At 38.4% G+C, this 16,032-nt stretch carries 14 protein-coding genes, 1 tRNA gene and 1 pseudogene; 10 read left to right on the top strand and 6 right to left on the bottom strand.

The window, feature by feature from the left end; translation table 11 throughout:
* Nucleotides 1-38: 38 nt before the first annotated feature.
* The 6 genes and pseudogenes from mreC (at nucleotide 39) to yedE (ending at nucleotide 5,985) form a co-directional block, all read left to right on the top strand.
* The gene (gene mreC / locus HMPREF1128_RS03360; protein WP_007524673.1) at nucleotides 39-1,100 is read left to right on the top strand and encodes a rod shape-determining protein MreC; all 1,062 of its coding nucleotides are present in this window, start codon (nucleotides 39-41) and stop codon (nucleotides 1,098-1,100) included.
* Nucleotides 1,101-1,102: 2 nt separating this feature from the next.
* Nucleotides 1,103-1,588, top strand: a complete 486-nt coding sequence (gene mreD / locus HMPREF1128_RS03365; protein WP_007525498.1) for a rod shape-determining protein MreD — start codon at nucleotides 1,103-1,105, stop codon at nucleotides 1,586-1,588.
* Nucleotides 1,589-1,592: 4 nt separating this feature from the next.
* Nucleotides 1,593-2,933, top strand: a complete 1,341-nt coding sequence (locus tag HMPREF1128_RS03370) for a replication-associated recombination protein A (protein ID WP_035530230.1) — start codon at nucleotides 1,593-1,595, stop codon at nucleotides 2,931-2,933.
* A 20-nt stretch (nucleotides 2,934-2,953) separates the two neighbouring features.
* Nucleotides 2,954-3,739 (top strand): zinc ABC transporter permease subunit ZnuB, encoded by a 786-nt coding sequence (znuB, locus tag HMPREF1128_RS03375; RefSeq protein WP_007524645.1) that lies wholly within the window; start codon nucleotides 2,954-2,956, stop codon nucleotides 3,737-3,739.
* A gap of 141 nt (nucleotides 3,740-3,880) precedes the next feature.
* Nucleotides 3,881-4,681 carry a class II glutamine amidotransferase gene (locus HMPREF1128_RS03380; RefSeq protein ID WP_007524100.1) on the top strand — a complete coding sequence of 267 codons (801 nt, stop codon included), beginning with the start codon at nucleotides 3,881-3,883 and terminating at the stop codon, nucleotides 4,679-4,681.
* Nucleotides 4,682-4,924: 243 nt separating this feature from the next.
* Nucleotides 4,925-5,985 (top strand): annotated as a pseudogene (gene yedE, locus HMPREF1128_RS03385) (YedE family putative selenium transporter).
* 99 nt (nucleotides 5,986-6,084) lie between these two features.
* Here yedE and ushA read toward each other — a convergent pair.
* On the bottom strand, nucleotides 6,085-7,734 hold the full coding sequence (gene ushA / locus HMPREF1128_RS03390) for a bifunctional UDP-sugar hydrolase/5'-nucleotidase UshA (protein ID WP_007525337.1): 1,650 nt from the start codon (nucleotides 7,732-7,734) through the stop codon (nucleotides 6,085-6,087).
* A 45-nt stretch (nucleotides 7,735-7,779) separates the two neighbouring features.
* On the bottom strand, nucleotides 7,780-8,145 hold the full coding sequence (locus HMPREF1128_RS03395; RefSeq protein ID WP_007525465.1) for a diacylglycerol kinase: 366 nt from the start codon (nucleotides 8,143-8,145) through the stop codon (nucleotides 7,780-7,782).
* A gap of 244 nt (nucleotides 8,146-8,389) precedes the next feature.
* On the opposite strand from HMPREF1128_RS03395, the gene sstT reads away from it, so the two are divergent.
* From sstT to apaH, 3 genes are all read left to right on the top strand, one after another.
* A complete protein-coding gene (gene sstT / locus HMPREF1128_RS03400) occupies nucleotides 8,390-9,604 on the top strand; it encodes a serine/threonine transporter SstT (RefSeq protein ID WP_007524602.1) in 1,215 nt (404 codons plus the stop codon).
* 144 nt (nucleotides 9,605-9,748) lie between these two features.
* Complete coding sequence (locus tag HMPREF1128_RS03405) at nucleotides 9,749-11,725, top strand: exoribonuclease II (RefSeq protein ID WP_007525447.1); 1,977 nt, start codon at nucleotides 9,749-9,751, stop codon at nucleotides 11,723-11,725.
* A gap of 50 nt (nucleotides 11,726-11,775) precedes the next feature.
* Nucleotides 11,776-12,588, top strand: coding sequence for a bis(5'-nucleosyl)-tetraphosphatase (symmetrical) ApaH (apaH, locus tag HMPREF1128_RS03410; RefSeq protein WP_007524168.1), 813 nt, complete (start codon nucleotides 11,776-11,778; stop codon nucleotides 12,586-12,588).
* Nucleotides 12,589-12,632: 44 nt separating this feature from the next.
* Here apaH and HMPREF1128_RS03415 read toward each other — a convergent pair.
* The 4 genes from HMPREF1128_RS03415 to HMPREF1128_RS03430 all read right to left on the bottom strand — a co-directional run bounded on the left by HMPREF1128_RS03415 (nucleotide 12,633) and on the right by HMPREF1128_RS03430 (nucleotide 15,338).
* Nucleotides 12,633-12,709, bottom strand: a tRNA-Val gene (locus tag HMPREF1128_RS03415).
* Nucleotides 12,710-12,902: 193 nt separating this feature from the next.
* On the bottom strand, nucleotides 12,903-13,691 hold the full coding sequence (locus tag HMPREF1128_RS03420; RefSeq protein WP_007524796.1) for an enoyl-ACP reductase FabI: 789 nt from the start codon (nucleotides 13,689-13,691) through the stop codon (nucleotides 12,903-12,905).
* A gap of 133 nt (nucleotides 13,692-13,824) precedes the next feature.
* Entirely contained in the window at nucleotides 13,825-14,550 is a 726-nt protein-coding gene (gene cmoA / locus HMPREF1128_RS03425) for a carboxy-S-adenosyl-L-methionine synthase CmoA (protein WP_007524925.1), read from the bottom strand.
* Entirely contained in the window at nucleotides 14,550-15,338 is a 789-nt protein-coding gene (locus HMPREF1128_RS03430; RefSeq protein WP_007524907.1) for an alpha/beta fold hydrolase, read from the bottom strand. Before HMPREF1128_RS03430 ends, cmoA begins: the two co-directional genes overlap by 1 nt.
* A 117-nt stretch (nucleotides 15,339-15,455) precedes the next feature.
* On the opposite strand from HMPREF1128_RS03430, the gene seqA reads away from it, so the two are divergent.
* The gene (gene seqA / locus HMPREF1128_RS03435) at nucleotides 15,456-16,031 is read left to right on the top strand and encodes a replication initiation negative regulator SeqA (RefSeq protein ID WP_007525235.1); all 576 of its coding nucleotides are present in this window, start codon (nucleotides 15,456-15,458) and stop codon (nucleotides 16,029-16,031) included.
* Nucleotide 16,032: the final 1 nt, after the last annotated feature.

Here is a 16,032-nt window from a genome sequence, read left to right on the forward strand (position 1 = left end):
TTTCTAGTTCTATTCTTTTAATTCATTCTAAAGAAACAATGAAGCCTATTTTTGCTAAAGCCCCTTCTCCTGGCGTTCGACTTTTCTTAGCTATCTGCTTTTCTATTGCGTTGATTGCTTTTGATGGAAGAAGTTCTGCGTTGATTCATTTTCGTAATATGCTTGAAACGGCTGTTAGCGGATTGTATTACTTTGCCAACACGCCTCGTTCAGTATTAGATGGGGTCAGTAATAACTTTATTGATAACAATAAGCTTCAATTAGAAAATAAAGTTTTAAAAGAGCAGTTGCGTGAAAAAAATGCCGATTTACTTTTATTAGATCACCTTAAAGTTGAAAATCAACGATTACGCTTGCTATTAAGTTCTCCTTTGCGTCAAGACGAATATAAAAAGATTGCAGAGGTGTTAACGGCAGAGATGGATAGCTATCGTCAACAGGTGATTATCAATCAAGGGCAGGACACAGGCGCTTATGTTGGACAAGCTATTATTGATGAGCGTGGTGTAGTTGGACAAGTTATCTCAGTAGGAGAAAAAAGCAGTCGAGTATTGTTGATTACAGATATTACTCATGCAATTCCAGTACAAGTATTACGGAATGACGTACGAGGTATTGCCAATGGTACAGGTCATAATGATGAGTTAATTATTGATAATTTGCCTCGTTCAGTTGATATTGTTAAAGGAGATGTATTAGTAACCTCAGGGTTAGGCGGACGTTTCCCTGAAGGATATCCGGTTGCGATTGTAGAATCTGTGGCAAACGACACCAAAAGCCAGTTTGCGCGTATTGTCGCTAAACCACTAGCTTCGTTAGACCGTTTACGTTACCTATTATTGCTATGGCCAACAACAGAAGAATTACGTAAACAAAAAAGTTTATCCCCACAGCAGGTGCGAGATGTCGTTGAAGAACGTAGAAATAGTACAAATCCGATTGAACGATTGCGCTCCTTAGCACAGAAAAAGGAAGAAGTAACAGAAGAAAATAGTAAAGAAAATGTTACTGAACCGAATGATGAGTCTGCAGAAAACCCAGCAGCTTTACCGGAAAAAGATAGTGATGAAAATCATCACACTGATGTGGGAGCAGAGTAGTAATGAGACAAACTTTTTTTCAGATTTTTATCTTAGCCTTTATTTTCATTGTGGCATTTGTGCTAGAAATTATGCCATGGCCTAATGATTTTCAGGGATATCGCCCAACATGGGTAGTATTAGTTTTGCTTTATTGGGCGTTAGCGTTACCAGATAAAGTTAGCGTAGGTACAGCATTTGTTGTTGGTATTATTTGGGATCTTGTAGTGGGTTCGATTTTAGGGATTCATGCATTAGTATTGTCTATTGCCATTTATATCATCACTAAGAACCACCAAATATTGCGTAATTTATCGCTTTGGTTACAAAGCTTATTAGTGATGCTATATGTTATTTTTATTCGTTTCATGATTTTCTTTATCGAAATGGTATTAAATAATGCAGAGTTTAATAACCAACAAATCGTGGGTGCAATAATTAGTGGTATCCTTTGGCCATGGGTTTTTTTATTGATGCGCCAAGTAAGACATCAATTACGATTACATTAAAATGATAAGTAGCCTTTCTTTTGATTTTTCCGAGGATTATCGCCCATTAGCTGCCAGAATGCGTCCGCACACGTTGGCAGAGTATATAGGGCAAAGCCATTTATTGTCTGAAGGAAAACCACTTTATCGTGCAATTCTTGCAGGGCATGCACATTCAATGATTCTTTGGGGGCCTCCGGGAACCGGTAAGACAACGTTGGCTGAGATTATTGCGGGGCATTTTAATGCTGAAGTTGAACGGCTTTCGGCTGTAACTAGCGGCGTAAAAGAGATTCGAGAGGCAATTGAACGCGCTAAAATCAATCAACAAGCAGGACGACGAACCTTATTATTTGTTGATGAAGTACATCGTTTTAATAAAAGCCAGCAAGATGCCTTTTTACCATATATCGAAAATGGCACAATTATTTTTATTGGCGCAACTACTGAAAATCCTTCCTTTGAATTAAATAACGCGCTACTTTCACGTGCGAGAACTTATATTCTCAAGCCTTTGCAAGCGGTCGAAATTTTAAAAATTTTGCAAAATGCGTTAGCAGATAAAACCCGAGGATTAGGTTCAGAATCCTTTGTATTGGAAGATGATGTGTTATCGCTTCTCAGTGATTATGTAAATGGTGATGCGCGTTATGCACTAAGCTGTTTAGAACTTATGGCTGATATGGCGCAAAGTACTTCAAAAGGAAAGCTATTAAATAAAACATTGTTAACGGAAATATTAGGCGAGCGTCAAGCTCGATTTGATAAGGGCGGTGACCGCTATTACGATCTTATTTCTGCGTTACACAAATCTATTCGAGGTTCTTCACCAGATGGCGCTTTATATTGGTTTACTCGCATTCTTGCAGCAGGAGGTGATCCACTTTATGTTGCAAGACGCTTGCTAGCGATTGCTAGTGAAGATGTGGGGAATGCAGATCCTCGAGCAATGCAAATTGCATTGGCTGCTTGGGATTGTTACACTCGGGTTGGTGCTTATGAAGGCGAGCGGGCAATAGCACAAGCGGTTATTTATTTGGCGGTAGCACCAAAAAGCAATGCGGTTTATACGGCTTTTAATCAAGCAAAAAAATTAGTCAAAGAAACAGCTGATTATGATGTGCCTGAGCACTTACGAAATGCACCAACTGCGTTAATGAAATCTTTAGGATATGGTGAAGAGTATCGTTATGCGCACAATGAACCGAATGCTTATGCTGCTGGCGAAAATTATTTTCCACCTGAATTATCTGAAACAGTGTTTTACATACCAAGTGAACGAGGAATGGAAAAACAAATTAAGGAAAAAATGGCTTGGCTAAAAGCGCAAGATGAACAGAGCGAACAAAAACGCTATAAATCATAAATGAGTTTGCAGAGAAATCTATGTTTGATATTTTACTTCCCGCTTGGCTTGCGGGATTACTCCTCGCCTTTATAACTGCGCCATTAGGTGCTTTTGTCGTTTGGCGAAAAATGGCCTATTTTGGAGATACACTCTCTCATTCCGCATTATTAGGCGTTGCTTTAGGCATCTTTCTTGAAGTTGATCCTTATATTGCTGTAATTGTGATGACTATATTGCTGGCTTTAGCATTAGTATGGTTGGAGCATAAAACGAATTATTCGATTGATACTGTGCTTGGTATTATTGCTCATGTTAGTCTCTCTTTGGGCGTTATTACTATCAGTTTGCTTGATAATGTTCGGGTTGATCTGATGTCATATTTATTTGGCGATTTGTTAGCCATTGATTATCAAGATGTCATTTTCATTGGCATTGGCGTTTTCGTGATTGCTATTGTAGTCAAATTGTTTTGGCAGAAACTACTCTCAATTACGATTAGCCCTGAACTTGCTCAAATTGAAGGATTAAATGTTGCACGCCTTCGCCTTTTATTGATGACTTTGACAGCATTAACTATTGCATTAAGCATGAAATTTGTTGGCGCACTTATTATTACCTCTTTATTGATTATTCCTTCTGCAACAGCTCGTTTATTTGCTAGAACACCTGAAAAAATGGTGGGATATGCTATTTTATTTACTATTTTAGCCATTTCAGGTGGCTTATCTCTTTCTTGGTGGAAAAACACACCAGCCGGTCCTTCTGTGGTGTTATGCGCAGGAATTTTATTTTTACTTGGACTAACACGCCGAAACCGAAATTAGCGCAGCTTGGCTTTAGATTTAGATCAAAAAGCATTGAACTATTACAATCGGCTATAAAATTATTCGGATTTGCCTATTGAATTCGGGAAGGGATTCTCCGAAAATAATAAAAAATAACCCTATTATTTTAAGAAGAAAATTATGTGTCAATTACTTGGAATGAATTGTAACACGCCAACTGATATTACTTTCTCTTTTGAAGGTTTCCGACGGCGCGCTGGTATTTGCGATCAGCATACAGATGGTTTTGGAATTGCTTTTTTTGAAGGAAAAGGCGTCCGTATTTTTCGAGATAATCGCCCTGGTGCATCCTCACCTATGGCAGATTTAGTCAGCCAATATAAAATTAAAGCTTATAACGTTATCTCTCATATCCGTAAGGCGACACGAGGCGATGTTAATTTAGAAAATACTCATCCTTTTATTCGTGAGCTGTGGGGAGAAAACTGGGTTTTTGCCCATAATGGCACGGTAGAAGGTGTTAAACCTTGTCCAGATTGTCACTATCAGCCAATTGGTACCACAGATTCTGAAGCTGCATTTTGCTGTTTGCTTTCAAAATTAAAAGAAAAATATCCAGCTAAACCATCAGATAAAGAAATTTTTGATGCAGTAGTAGAGATTACCTCTCAAATTGCAGAAGCCGGTGTATTTAATTTTATTTTATCAAATGGGCATTGGATGATTGCTCGTTGTTCAACCCGTTTATATTATGTTAGACGTAAAGCTCCATTTAGCAAAGCATTGCGTGATGATGATGTGGAAATCGATTTTAGCCAATATACCACTCCAAATGATAAGGTAACGATTATCGCAACGCAGCCATTAACCAAAAATGAAAAATGGCAAAAGATGAAAAATGGCGGTTATGTGATGTTTAAAGATGGTGATTTGGTTGAAGAAATCGAAGGAACACTACCAGATAACCAATCACACGTTTAATTCAAAAATATAAGAAATAGACTGTACCTTAAAAGTTAGACTAAATCATTAACTGACTAGGTGCAGTTTTTTTATAACTAAATATAATCAATTATTCTTTCAATAAGTCAGAAAATTTTTGATCCTGCTCACAATTTCAAAAGAATCGCCTTTCTTTATTTTTAAGCTCTTCTACAATAGTCTCGTTTTTAGTATTAAAAACATACAATTCAATTTAATTTCAGATATCACAAGGGTCTTTTTATGAAAATTTTAACTTGGCCTGTGGTTGCAGGTGCTGCACTTGGTATCGTTGCGCCACTACTTACTTATAATGGCAATCCCGGAAATATGGGATTTTGTGCGGCTTGTTTCTTACGCGATACGGCAGGATCGCTAGGCTTACATCATGCATCGCCATTACAATATCTTCGCCCAGAACTCATAGGATTAGTGTTAGGTGCATTAGCTAGCGCTTTCTTATCTAAAGAATTTAATCCACGTGGTGGCTCAGCACCACTTGCTAGAATTAGTTTGGGTTTTTTTGCTATGCTGGAGCACTCATTTTCCTAGGTTGTCCATGGCGGGCTTATTTGCGATTAGGTGGTGGTGATCTTACGGCAATAGCGGGTATCGTAGGATTATTTGTCGGTGTATTAGGCGGCATTTTCTTCGCTAATCGAGGATTCTCATTAGGTAAGTCTAAGGAACAAAGCCAATCTTCAGGTTTAATTGGTCCAATTTTTACCGTGATTTTGCTTGTTTTAGCCTTAACTCAATTTAAATTTGGTGAAAACCTAGCAATTTACACCTCTGAAAAAGGCCCAGGTGCACAACATGCGGCAATTTGGATGTCACTTGCTGGTGGATTACTTCTCGGTGTGCTGATGCAAAAATCGCGTTTTTGCACAATTGGGGCATTCCGAAACTTTATCCTCTTCCGTGATGCGCATTTATTAAATGGTGTGATTGCATTGATCGTTTTTGCGGCAATAACCAATGCCTTATTAGGTCAATTCCATTTAGGCTTTGAAAAACAACCTATCGCGCATAACGATTATCTCTATAACTTTCTTTCTATGGCGCTTTGTGGGCTTTGTTTTGCATTAGGTGGTGGTTGTCCAGGTAAACAATTAGTGAATATAGGTGAAGGAAATAATGATTCAGCACTATTTGTATTAGGTATGGTACTTGGTGCTGCGGTTGCGCATAACTTCGGTTTTGCAGCCTCTCCTACAGGTGTTGTAACCTTCACACCTTATGTTTTAATAGCTGGTTTTGCAGTTTGCCTATATATTGCTTTAACTAATAAATCTGAGGCTTAATAGGTTTATCGGAAAAATAAAAGGACTGAATGAAATCAGTCCTTGAATTTAAATATGTAAACTAACGTTTAGGGGCTCTATTCAGAGCCCCTATTTTTATTATTTGAAGATGATGTCATCTTTTGGATCGTAATCTGTTGCGTTTAATACTTTCTTCTCTTCAAAGTATTTTTTCAACATTTCCGCATCAATAAAGCCTGTATTTACATAAGTTGGGTGAGTTTTCATAATTGGATAACCATCACCACCCGCAGTTAAGTAATCAGGAATAGAGATTTTGTAAGATTTGTTCATATCTAACGGAGTACCGCCAACTTTCACATCAGAGATAGTTTTAGCTTGACGATCAACTACCATAGAGATATTGGCAAATTGTGGATAGCCACCAGTATCAGTTTCTTTTAATGCAACCGTTGTTAAGAAATCCACTAATTCTTGGCCTTTTAACTCAATAGTAGAGATCATATTACCGAAAGGTTGAACTGAAAGAATTGAACGATAAGTTACATCACCTTCAGGAATTGAAGTACGGATACCACCACCATTCATAATCCCAATATCAGCTTTCACGCGTGTACGTTGAGAATCTGCAATTAAACGACCTAAGTTGCTTTGATGGAAACGAACTGTTTCACGACGACCATCAAAAGTTCCGCCTTTTACTTCACCAACTTTGATACCAAGGGTTTTGTCACCTTCATCTTGGTATTTTTTCAACTCAGCATATAGCGCTTCGTCAGCTTTAATTTCTGGTTGATAGAGTTCATATTCTTTTGAACCATCCTCTTTCTTAATGGTTTTTTTCAAGTTAATTGGAATTAACTCATATTTTACTAATGTAGTTTTGCCATCTTTAAATTCGAAATCTGCACGACCTAAATATTTACCCCATTCACCCGCTTGCATAATCCAAGTTCCGTTTTGGAAATCTGGTTTACAAGCCGAGCCTGGAATGTATTTTTCGATAAATTTACCTTGTTCATCAAAACAAACTGTATCATGCGTATGACCACCGATAATCATATCAAATGCACCTGCTGGTAATGCACGAGCCATAGAAACATCGCCAGGTGCATTGGTACCGTGTTTACCATCTAGATACCAACCCATATGTGTTAATGCAATACGCACATCTGGTTTTTCTTTGCTATCGTTAAGCGTTTTTAAGACTTCTTGAGCAGTTTTAGTTGGATCTTTAAATTCCACGTTTCCTGTTACATCTGGGTTACCTAATTTTGCAGTATCTTCAGTTGTTAAACCAACAACGACCACTTTCAAACCACCTTTATCTAATAAAATATAAGGTTTAACTAAAGGTTGGTTTGTCCGTTTGTTGATTACGTTTGCTGATAAGAATGGGAATTTGGCCCATTGTTCTTGCATGGTAAGAATTTGAAGTGGAGAATCAAACTCATGGTTACCTAATGTCATTGCTTCATAACCGATTGCATTTAACCCCTCAACATCAGGGCGAGCATTTTGCATATCGGATTCAGGCACGCCAGTGTTTAAGTCACCTGCGTTTAATAAAATCACAGAACCGCCTTTTTCGCTGACCTCTTTTTTAATGGCATCGATCATCGTTTTTTGCGGAGCTAAACCAAATTCACCTTTGTTATTATGCCAAAAGTGACCGTGAATATCATTGCTGTGCAATACAGTAAAAGAATAGGTTTTACCTTGTTCGTATGCCATAGCTGATGTTGCAGAAAGTAATGCAACTGAGATAAGCGTTTTTGAGAATTTCATGATTTTCCTTATATAGTGAGTAACGAAGAAATGAGAATATCGGCGTTATGCAAAAAATAGCACTAATAGCCAAGTCATTCCGGCAAGAACCATCGCCATAAAAACAGCTGCAGATCCGATATCCTTAGCTCGACCAGAAAGTTCGTGGAATTCAGAACCGATACGATCCACGACCGATTCCACTGCACTGTTTAGCAACTCAGCCACAAGAATAAGCAAAACGGAGCCGGCAAGTAGTGTTTTTTCAACGCCGGTATTGCCTAAATAAAGACCGATAGGAATAAGTACACAAGCCATCCAAACTTCTTGACGAAAGGCTGCTTCATGTAAATAGGCTGCTTTAAGCCCTTTCATGGAGTAACCTGCAGCACGAAAAACGCGTGCAAGGGTTGCTTTGTTTTCTGGTTTCATAAAATTATCCTGCAATAAAATATTGCCTTATTCTAGCCTAAAGGGAGCAGTTGGGCTAAAAAAATTTTCAATAGACACCATAAAAATTGAACTGTTTTGTAAATTTTTGCAAAAAAAATAGCAAAAATGACCGCTTGGCTATTCCATATAATCTATTTTTAAGCTAATCTCAAGCTCTCAAATTTTTAGGTGGATAGACGGCTAAACCGCTATCTTTTAGTTGTTATATAAAAGTGAACATTTTATGAGTACTTCATTTACATCAAAATTACTTGGCGGTAATTTGGTATTGCGCATTGCAATCGGGTTAGTGCTAGGGCTTGCATTGGCACGCTTGAACCCAGAATGGGCAAAGGCAGTGGGCGTTTTAGGTCAATTTTTCGTAAAATCATTGCGTGCAATCGCACCAATTTTGATTTTCTGCATTGTTTTATCCACCATTGCGAATAAAGAGGTGGGTTCTGACAGTAAAATCAAACCGATTTTAGTGTTATATCTTGTTGGTACCTTTGTTGCTGCGTTAACTGCGGTCATATTAAGCTTTATCTTCCCAACCAAGTTAAAATTGGTTGCCGCAGCTGAAAATATTGCACCACCAGAGGGTATTGGTGAAGTGATTAAATCAGTCACATTTAACTTAGTCGATAACCCATTACAAGCTTTAGCGAATGGTAATTTTATCGGCATTTTAGTTTGGGCAATTGGTTTAGGTCTTACTTTACGCCATGCTTCACCTTCAACTAAAACTTTCTTAGCTGATTTTTCTGAAGCTGTTTCAGGCGTAGTGAAATTTGCGATCGCGTTAGCACCAATCGGGATTTTCGGTTTAGTAGCAGAAACTTTCGCAATCAGTGGTTTTGAAGCATTTCGTGGTTATGCACGTTTATTAGGCGTATTATTAGGTGCGATGGCGATTGTTGCATTTATCTTAAATCCATTACTTGTATATCTCAAAATTCGCAAAAATCCATTCCCACTAACTTTCATTTGCTTACGTGAAAGTGGTGTAACTGCATTCTTTACGCGTAGTTCTGCGGCAAATATTCCAGTAAATATGGGATTATCAAAACGTTTAGGTTTACGTGAAGAAATTTACTCATTAGCAATTCCGCTTGGCGCAAACATCAACATGGCTGGTGCTGCAATTACAGTAAGTGTTTTAACTTTAGCTGCAGCTTATACACAAGGTATCGTGCCAGATTTCTCAACAGCATTATTATTAAGCGTTGTAGCATCTATTTGTGCTTGCGGTGCATCAGGTGTTGCTGGCGGTTCATTATTGTTAATTCCTTTAGCATGTAGCTTATTTAACATTCCAAATGATGTGGCAGCACAAGTAATTGGTGTAGGCTTCATTATCGGTGTGATTCAAGACTCTGCAGAAACTGCATTAAACTCATCAACTGACGTGTTGTTTACGGCAGCAGTAAGTATTGCTGAAGATCAGAAAGCAGCGTAATTATTAGCGTATAACAAGCGGTAAGATTTTGCATTTATTTTGCAAATCTTACCGCTTTATTTTTTGGTAAGTATCAGAAAATTCGCTATAATCCCTTCGTTTTATCGGCGCATCCAGTGCCGATGTTTTTATATAAGAGAAGATATGTTTCAAAATAACCCCCTATTAGCGCAGTTAAAGCAACAAATTGAAGCCAGTAAAGAATATGTAGAAGGCCGTGTAAAAGCTTCTGATAAAGCATTTGGTTTTTTAGAATGTGAGAAAAAAGCTTATTTCATTCCGCCAGTGGAAATGAAAAAAGTAATGCATGGCGATATGGTTAAAGCAGTGGTTAAGCGTGATGGCGATAAAGAATCGGTAGAAATTGATTCATTGCTAGAACCTATGCTAGATCGTTTTGTTGCGCAAGTTCGCTTTAATAAAGATGGAAAATTACAATTAGCCGTAGATCATCCAAGCATTAAACAAAATATTAGTGCTAATACGCATAAAAAGGTGACTGAAAAATTAGAAAGTGGCGATTGGGTGGTCGCACAATTAAAAACGCATCCGTTACGTGATGATCGTTTTTTCTTCGCGCAAGTAACGCAATTTATCTGTAAAGCGGATGATAATTTTGCACCTTGGTGGGTAACATTAGCTCGACATGAACAACCTCGTGAACCGGTGAGCAATGAACCGAATTATACTTTGCATGATGAGTTGGATAGAGAAGATCTTTCTTCACTCTATTTCACGACTATCGATAGCCCAAGCACACAGGATATGGATGATGCACTCTATATTGAGCCCCTAATGCAAGCAGAAACCCAAATAGGTTGGCGTTTAGTGGTGGCAATTGCAGATCCAACGGCGTATATTCCATTAAATTCAAACATTGAAAAAGCTGCACGCCAGCGTTGTTTTACCAACTATTTGCCGGGCTTTAACATTCCAATGTTACCGCGCGAATTATCTGATGATCTTTGTTCTTTGGTGCCAAATGAAAAACGCCCAGCATTAGTGGCTTATATTACGACGGATTTAGAAGGGAATTTAACGCAAGACGCGACCTTTACTTCCGCATGGGTGGAATCCAAAGCTAAATTAGCTTATGACAACGTTTCGGACTATTTAGAAGGCATAGAGAATGCGTGGCAGCCAGAATCGGATGAAGTTAAACAACAAATTGATTGGTTGCATCAATTTACTCAAGCACGTATTCAATGGCGTGCAAAAAATGCCTTATTATTTAAAGAATCGGGCGATTATAAATTTGAGTTAGCTGAAGATGGCGAAGTAAAAGATATCCATGTCGAATATCGTCGTATTGCTAACCAAATTATTGAAGAGTCGATGATTATTGCCAATATTTGCTGTGCGAGATTCTTAGCAGAACACGCTAAAACCGGTATATTCAATACCCATTCTGGTTTTGACCCGAAAAATTATGAAGCGGTGAGAGCTTTCTTATTGAGTACATTAGGCACAGAAGAAAATATCGCTGAACTAACGCAACGATATAGCCCTGAACGTTTAGCAACATTAGAAGGCTATTGCGATATGCGTCATGATATTGAGTCTTTCCCTGAAAATTATTTGGAATTACGCTTACGTCGTTATTTGACTTTTGCTGAGTTTAAAGCTGAAGTTGCACCGCATTTTGGTTTAGGAATTAGCCATTATGCGACTTGGACATCTCCAATTCGTAAATATGGAGATATGGTTAACCATCGTTTAATCAAACAAGTGTTATTGAATCAGCCAATTCAGGCGGTAGAAGAGAGCGTATTAGCGCGTTTACAAGAAGCGCGTCGTCAAAATCGTTTAGTTGAGCGCGATATTGCTGATTGGTTGTATGCCCGTTATTTACAACCAATGGTTGAGCAAGCGGTCGAATTTGAGTGTGAAATTGCAGATGTTTCTCGTGGCGGATTACGTGCGAAAGTGATTGCAAATGGTGCTCAGATCTTCGTGCCATTTTCGACTATCCATTCAAACAAAGATGAAATTGAATTTAGAGCGGAAGAATTAGCGCTTTATATTAAAGGCGAAAAAGCTTATCAAATTGGACAGGCTGTTAAAGTTAAATTAACAGAAGTACGATTGGATACCCGTTCAATTGTGGGTAATCTTATTTAGTTGACAAGGCGGAGTGAAAAAGTAGCTCCGCCTTTTTACAAGGAGAAACCATGGCAACCTATATTGTGGGAGACTTACATGGCTGTTTTGACGAATTTCAACGGCTATTAGAAAAAGTCGCCTTTGATCCAACCGAAGATGAAATTTGGTTAACGGGCGATTTAGTCGCAAGAGGGGAAGATTCTTTAGCTTGCTTACGTTTTGTGAAATCATTAGGTAGCAAAGCGCAAATGGTGTTAGGAAATCATGATTTGCATCTATTATCGACATTGCTTGGGATCAAACGTGTGAAACCAAACGATAAAGTTGATGCTATTTTCCAAGCTGAAGATCGTGAAGATTTGCAAAATTGGCTTAGAAATCAACCGCTTGTTGCGCAACATCCGAAACATGGTTTTTTATTAGTTCATGCGGGAATTAGCCCTCAATGGGATTTAGCTACCACGCTAGCTTGTGCAAGAGAAGTAGAGCAAACATTACGAAGCGAACATTATGCAGATTATTTAGCACAAATGTATGAAAGCCAACCTGATTATTGGCGAGCAGATTTAACAGGAATCGCGCGTTGGCGTTACTGCGTGAATGTGTTTACTCGTATGCGCTTTTGCTATGCGGATGGGCGATTAGATTTTGCTTGCAAAGCACCAATAGAAGAAGCCCCTAAAGAATTATTACCTTGGTTTGCACTTGATAACCCACTCTATGAACAAACGCCAATTATTTTTGGACATTGGGCAAGTTTAATGGGAAAAGCTAACCGAAAAAATATTTACGCTTTAGATACTGGGTGCGCTTGGGGGCAATATTTAACAATGCTACGCTGGGAAGATAAACAGCTTTTTACCCAACCAAGACTTAAATAGTATAAATAAAAAATCCCAGTTCAAGGAACTGGGATTCAGAATAATGGTGCGACTAGCTGGACTCGAACCAGTGACCCCCACCATGTCAAGGTGGTGCTCTAACCAACTGAGCTATAGTCGCAAAATATGGCGCTATTCTAACGAAAAAATAAAAGGCTGACAAGGCAGAATACGTTGTTTGCTTTTATTTTAAACATAAAAAAGTGCTAAAAATTAGCAGTAAACTAAAAGTTATTAGACAAGCGGTTTAATTCTAGAATTTTTTTACAAAAAAGTCAGGGCAGTGCCTGACTTTTTCTTTTTGCTAAAGCAAATTATTCTTCGCCTAATTCGCCCATTGCAGTAATGCTAAAACCTGCATCAACGTGTAATACTTCACCTGTTACGCCAGACGCAAGGTTTGAACATAAGAATGCCGCTGAGTTACCTACATCTTCAATGGTTACTGTACGACGTAGTGCTGCAGTTTGCTCGAAAGCGGCTAACATTTTCTTGAAGTTTTTAATGCCAGATGCTGCAAGTGTACGAATTGGGCCTGCTGAAATTGCGTTTACGCGGATACCTTCTTTACCTAAATCTGCTGCCATTACACGCGTTGCTGCTTCTAATGATGCTTTTGCTAAACACATTACGTTGTAGTTTGGAATCGCACGCTCTGCGCCTAAGTAGCTTAAAGTTAGTAATGAAGCATCTTTATTTAAGAATGGACGAGCTGCTTGTGCCATTGCCACAAAGCTGTATGCACTAATATCATGTGCAATACGGTAGCCTTCGCGCGTTGCTGCATTAACATAGTCGCCATCTAATTGGTCACCAGGTGCGAATGCGATTGCGTGCACAAAACCGTCAAATTTTTCCCATTTTTTGCTTAATTCGGCAAAACAGTTTTGGATGCTTTCATCAGTTGCAACATCTAAAGGTAATACGATATCTGAACCGAATTCTTTTGCAAATTCTTCAACGCGTGGTTGTAATTTATCGTTTAAATAAGTGAAAGCTAATTCTGCACCTTGTGCTTTCATCGCTTTTGCGATGCCGTATGCGATAGAACGGTTGCTTGCAAGACCAGTGATTAAAATGCGTTTGCCTGCTAAGAAGCTCATAAAATTTCCTCTTTTAAATAAATCGGGGTAAAAAACCTTGCAAATTATACCTAAAAAATGACCGCTTGAGCAAATCTCCCTTGGGGGAAATCCACCAACAAGCGGTCTGATCTGACCTGATTTTTACAAAATGCTATTTTATTGCAATCATAGAACCGAAGTTAAAACATTGGAACCAAAGCTCAACTTGTGAGAAACCTGCATTCTTCAAGCGGATCTTATGGGTTTCAATGCTATCGGTTAGCATTACGTTTTCTAGCGCAGTTCTTTTTTGACTGACTTCTAATTCACTATAACCATTAGCGCGCTTGAAGGTGTGGTGTAAATCAATGAGTAATTCGTTCATTTGCGTATTCTCAAATGTGAATTTTTCTGAAAGTACCACTATGCCGTTTGGATTAAGACCTTGATAAATTTTATCTAAGAGAGCAAGGCGATCTCTTCGTGGTAAAAATTGCAGCGTAAAGTTGAGTACAACCATAGAGGCATTTTTGATTTCGACTTCGCGAATATCTGCACAATGAATTTCCACAGGCACATCAGAATGATAAGCCTGGATATGCGCACGACAACGTTCAACCATTGGCAGTGAGTTATCCACGCCAATGATTTTAACATTTTCCGCTTGAATATTACGTCGCATAGATAAGATTCCCGCACCACGAGAGCAGCCTAAGTCATAAACTTGCGAATTCGGTGTGACAAAGCGCTGGGCTAACATGCCGATTGCGGTAATAATGTTGGAATAACCTGGTACAGAACGTTGGATCATATCCGGAAATACTTCTGCAACAGATTCATCAAAGGTAAAATCGCCTAATTTTTCAATTGGCGTAGAAAAAAGGGTATCTCGATTCATTATTCTTCCTTATCAATAAATTTTTGAATAGCTCGCACAACAGTTTCAGGTTTTTCTGCGTGAACCCAATGTTGCGCATTCGCTACAACAAACACTTGCGCTTTAGGGCATTGTGCTAACACGGCTTCGGTATCTTTTGCTTGAATATAATCAGATGCGCCACCTTTAATAAATAAGGTTGGTTTTTCAAAGAAAATTGGTTGCCAGCCCATTAAATTTGCATAATTGGCTTGAATGGCGGTTAAGTTAAATCTAAAACTGTCAGGCTTCTTCGGATCAAAGGCTTTAAGCATAAATTGCTGTTCAGCTTCGTCTTTTACAAATTCACTTAGAATCGCTTTCGCTTCTTGTCGAGTTTGTGGCGCTTTTTCTTTCACAGCAAAGAGTCCGGCAAAATTATTATTATGTCGATGAGTAGGATTATTAACCGGTGCAATATCAATTACGACCAGTTTTTCAACTAAGTCTGGGGCGATGTGCGCTAATGTCATCGCAATTTTCCCGCCCATAGAATGACCGATAACGATGCAATCTTTCAGTTGTAGATGAAGTAGGAGAGCGCGTAGATCTTCAGCCATTAAAGTATAATTCATCTCATCAGCATGAAAAGAAAGCCCGTGATTACGTAAATCGACTCGTAGAATGTTAAATTGTGCAGCAAAAGATCGGGCAATAATCCCCAAGTTATTCATATCACCAAATAGTCCATGCAGGAAAACCATTGTTTTTGCAGAATGGTTTTCTGTCGCGGCTTGGTACTGATAATGTAGAAGCGTTTGTTTTGTCATAATGTGATGATTTTGTATTATTTTTTAAATAAGAATCTATAAAAAGATCTGCGAAGTGTATTATAATGCTTAGAATTTTTTGAAATCAAATAATAATCCGTGAATCGGGGAGATCAGATGAAAAACATTGAAGTCGATGATGAATTATACCAGTATATTGCCAGTCGGACACAATCAATTGGTGAAAGTGCTTCTGATATTTTGCGTCGTTTATTGCGTTTGCCTTCCTCTCCACAACCTTTTGTATTGGTGCAACAAAATACGCTAAATGAACTTAAAGAATTGGTTACTGAGAAATCGTTGAAAAAACCAGTAAAAAATGATCCTGAAACTCATTTGGAGAAAACAGTTCAGCGAGTAGAAAAAGTTTTAAAATCAGAAGCATTTACGCAAGAGAGCAAAAATGTAGTACGTTTTTTGATGTTGCTAAGCGTATTACATAAAGCAGATCCTGAAACTTTTTCTCAAGCAACAGAATCTATTCGAGGCACGGAACGTACCTATTTCGCTAAAACAGAGCAAGCATTATTGAGTCATGGCAGTAGTGTGAAAGCTAAACAGATTCCAGATTCACCATTTTGGGTGGTAACCAATAATAACACTAACCGTAAAGGTTTAATTGTTACGGGTGTGATGGAGTTTATGCAATTACCAAAACACCTGATTGAACGCGTTAAAATGTTATTCGTGTAAT

The sequence above is a fragment of the Haemophilus sputorum HK 2154 genome (genome assembly GCF_000287615.1).
Classification (GTDB): Bacteria; Pseudomonadota; Gammaproteobacteria; order Enterobacterales; family Pasteurellaceae; genus Haemophilus_A; species Haemophilus_A sputorum.

What these genes read in the sequence shown, in the direction of transcription:
- mreC (WP_007524673.1), top strand. Translation starts at nt 39, where the DNA reads ATGAAGCCTATTTTTGCTAAAGCCCCTTCTCCTGGCGTTCGACTTTTC.
- mreD (WP_007525498.1), top strand. Translation starts at nt 1,103, where the DNA reads ATGAGACAAACTTTTTTTCAGATTTTTATCTTAGCCTTTATTTTCATT.
- znuB (WP_007524645.1), top strand. Translation starts at nt 2,954, where the DNA reads ATGTTTGATATTTTACTTCCCGCTTGGCTTGCGGGATTACTCCTCGCC.
- HMPREF1128_RS03380 (WP_007524100.1), top strand. Translation starts at nt 3,881, where the DNA reads ATGTGTCAATTACTTGGAATGAATTGTAACACGCCAACTGATATTACT.
- ushA (WP_007525337.1), bottom strand. Translation starts at nt 7,734, where the DNA reads ATGAAATTCTCAAAAACGCTTATCTCAGTTGCATTACTTTCTGCAACA.
- HMPREF1128_RS03395 (WP_007525465.1), bottom strand. Translation starts at nt 8,145, where the DNA reads ATGAAACCAGAAAACAAAGCAACCCTTGCACGCGTTTTTCGTGCTGCA.
- sstT (WP_007524602.1), top strand. Translation starts at nt 8,390, where the DNA reads ATGAGTACTTCATTTACATCAAAATTACTTGGCGGTAATTTGGTATTG.
- HMPREF1128_RS03405 (WP_007525447.1), top strand. Translation starts at nt 9,749, where the DNA reads ATGTTTCAAAATAACCCCCTATTAGCGCAGTTAAAGCAACAAATTGAA.
- apaH (WP_007524168.1), top strand. Translation starts at nt 11,776, where the DNA reads ATGGCAACCTATATTGTGGGAGACTTACATGGCTGTTTTGACGAATTT.
- HMPREF1128_RS03420 (WP_007524796.1), bottom strand. Translation starts at nt 13,691, where the DNA reads ATGAGCTTCTTAGCAGGCAAACGCATTTTAATCACTGGTCTTGCAAGC.
- cmoA (WP_007524925.1), bottom strand. Translation starts at nt 14,550, where the DNA reads ATGAATCGAGATACCCTTTTTTCTACGCCAATTGAAAAATTAGGCGAT.
- HMPREF1128_RS03430 (WP_007524907.1), bottom strand. Translation starts at nt 15,338, where the DNA reads ATGACAAAACAAACGCTTCTACATTATCAGTACCAAGCCGCGACAGAA.
- seqA (WP_007525235.1), top strand. Translation starts at nt 15,456, where the DNA reads ATGAAAAACATTGAAGTCGATGATGAATTATACCAGTATATTGCCAGT.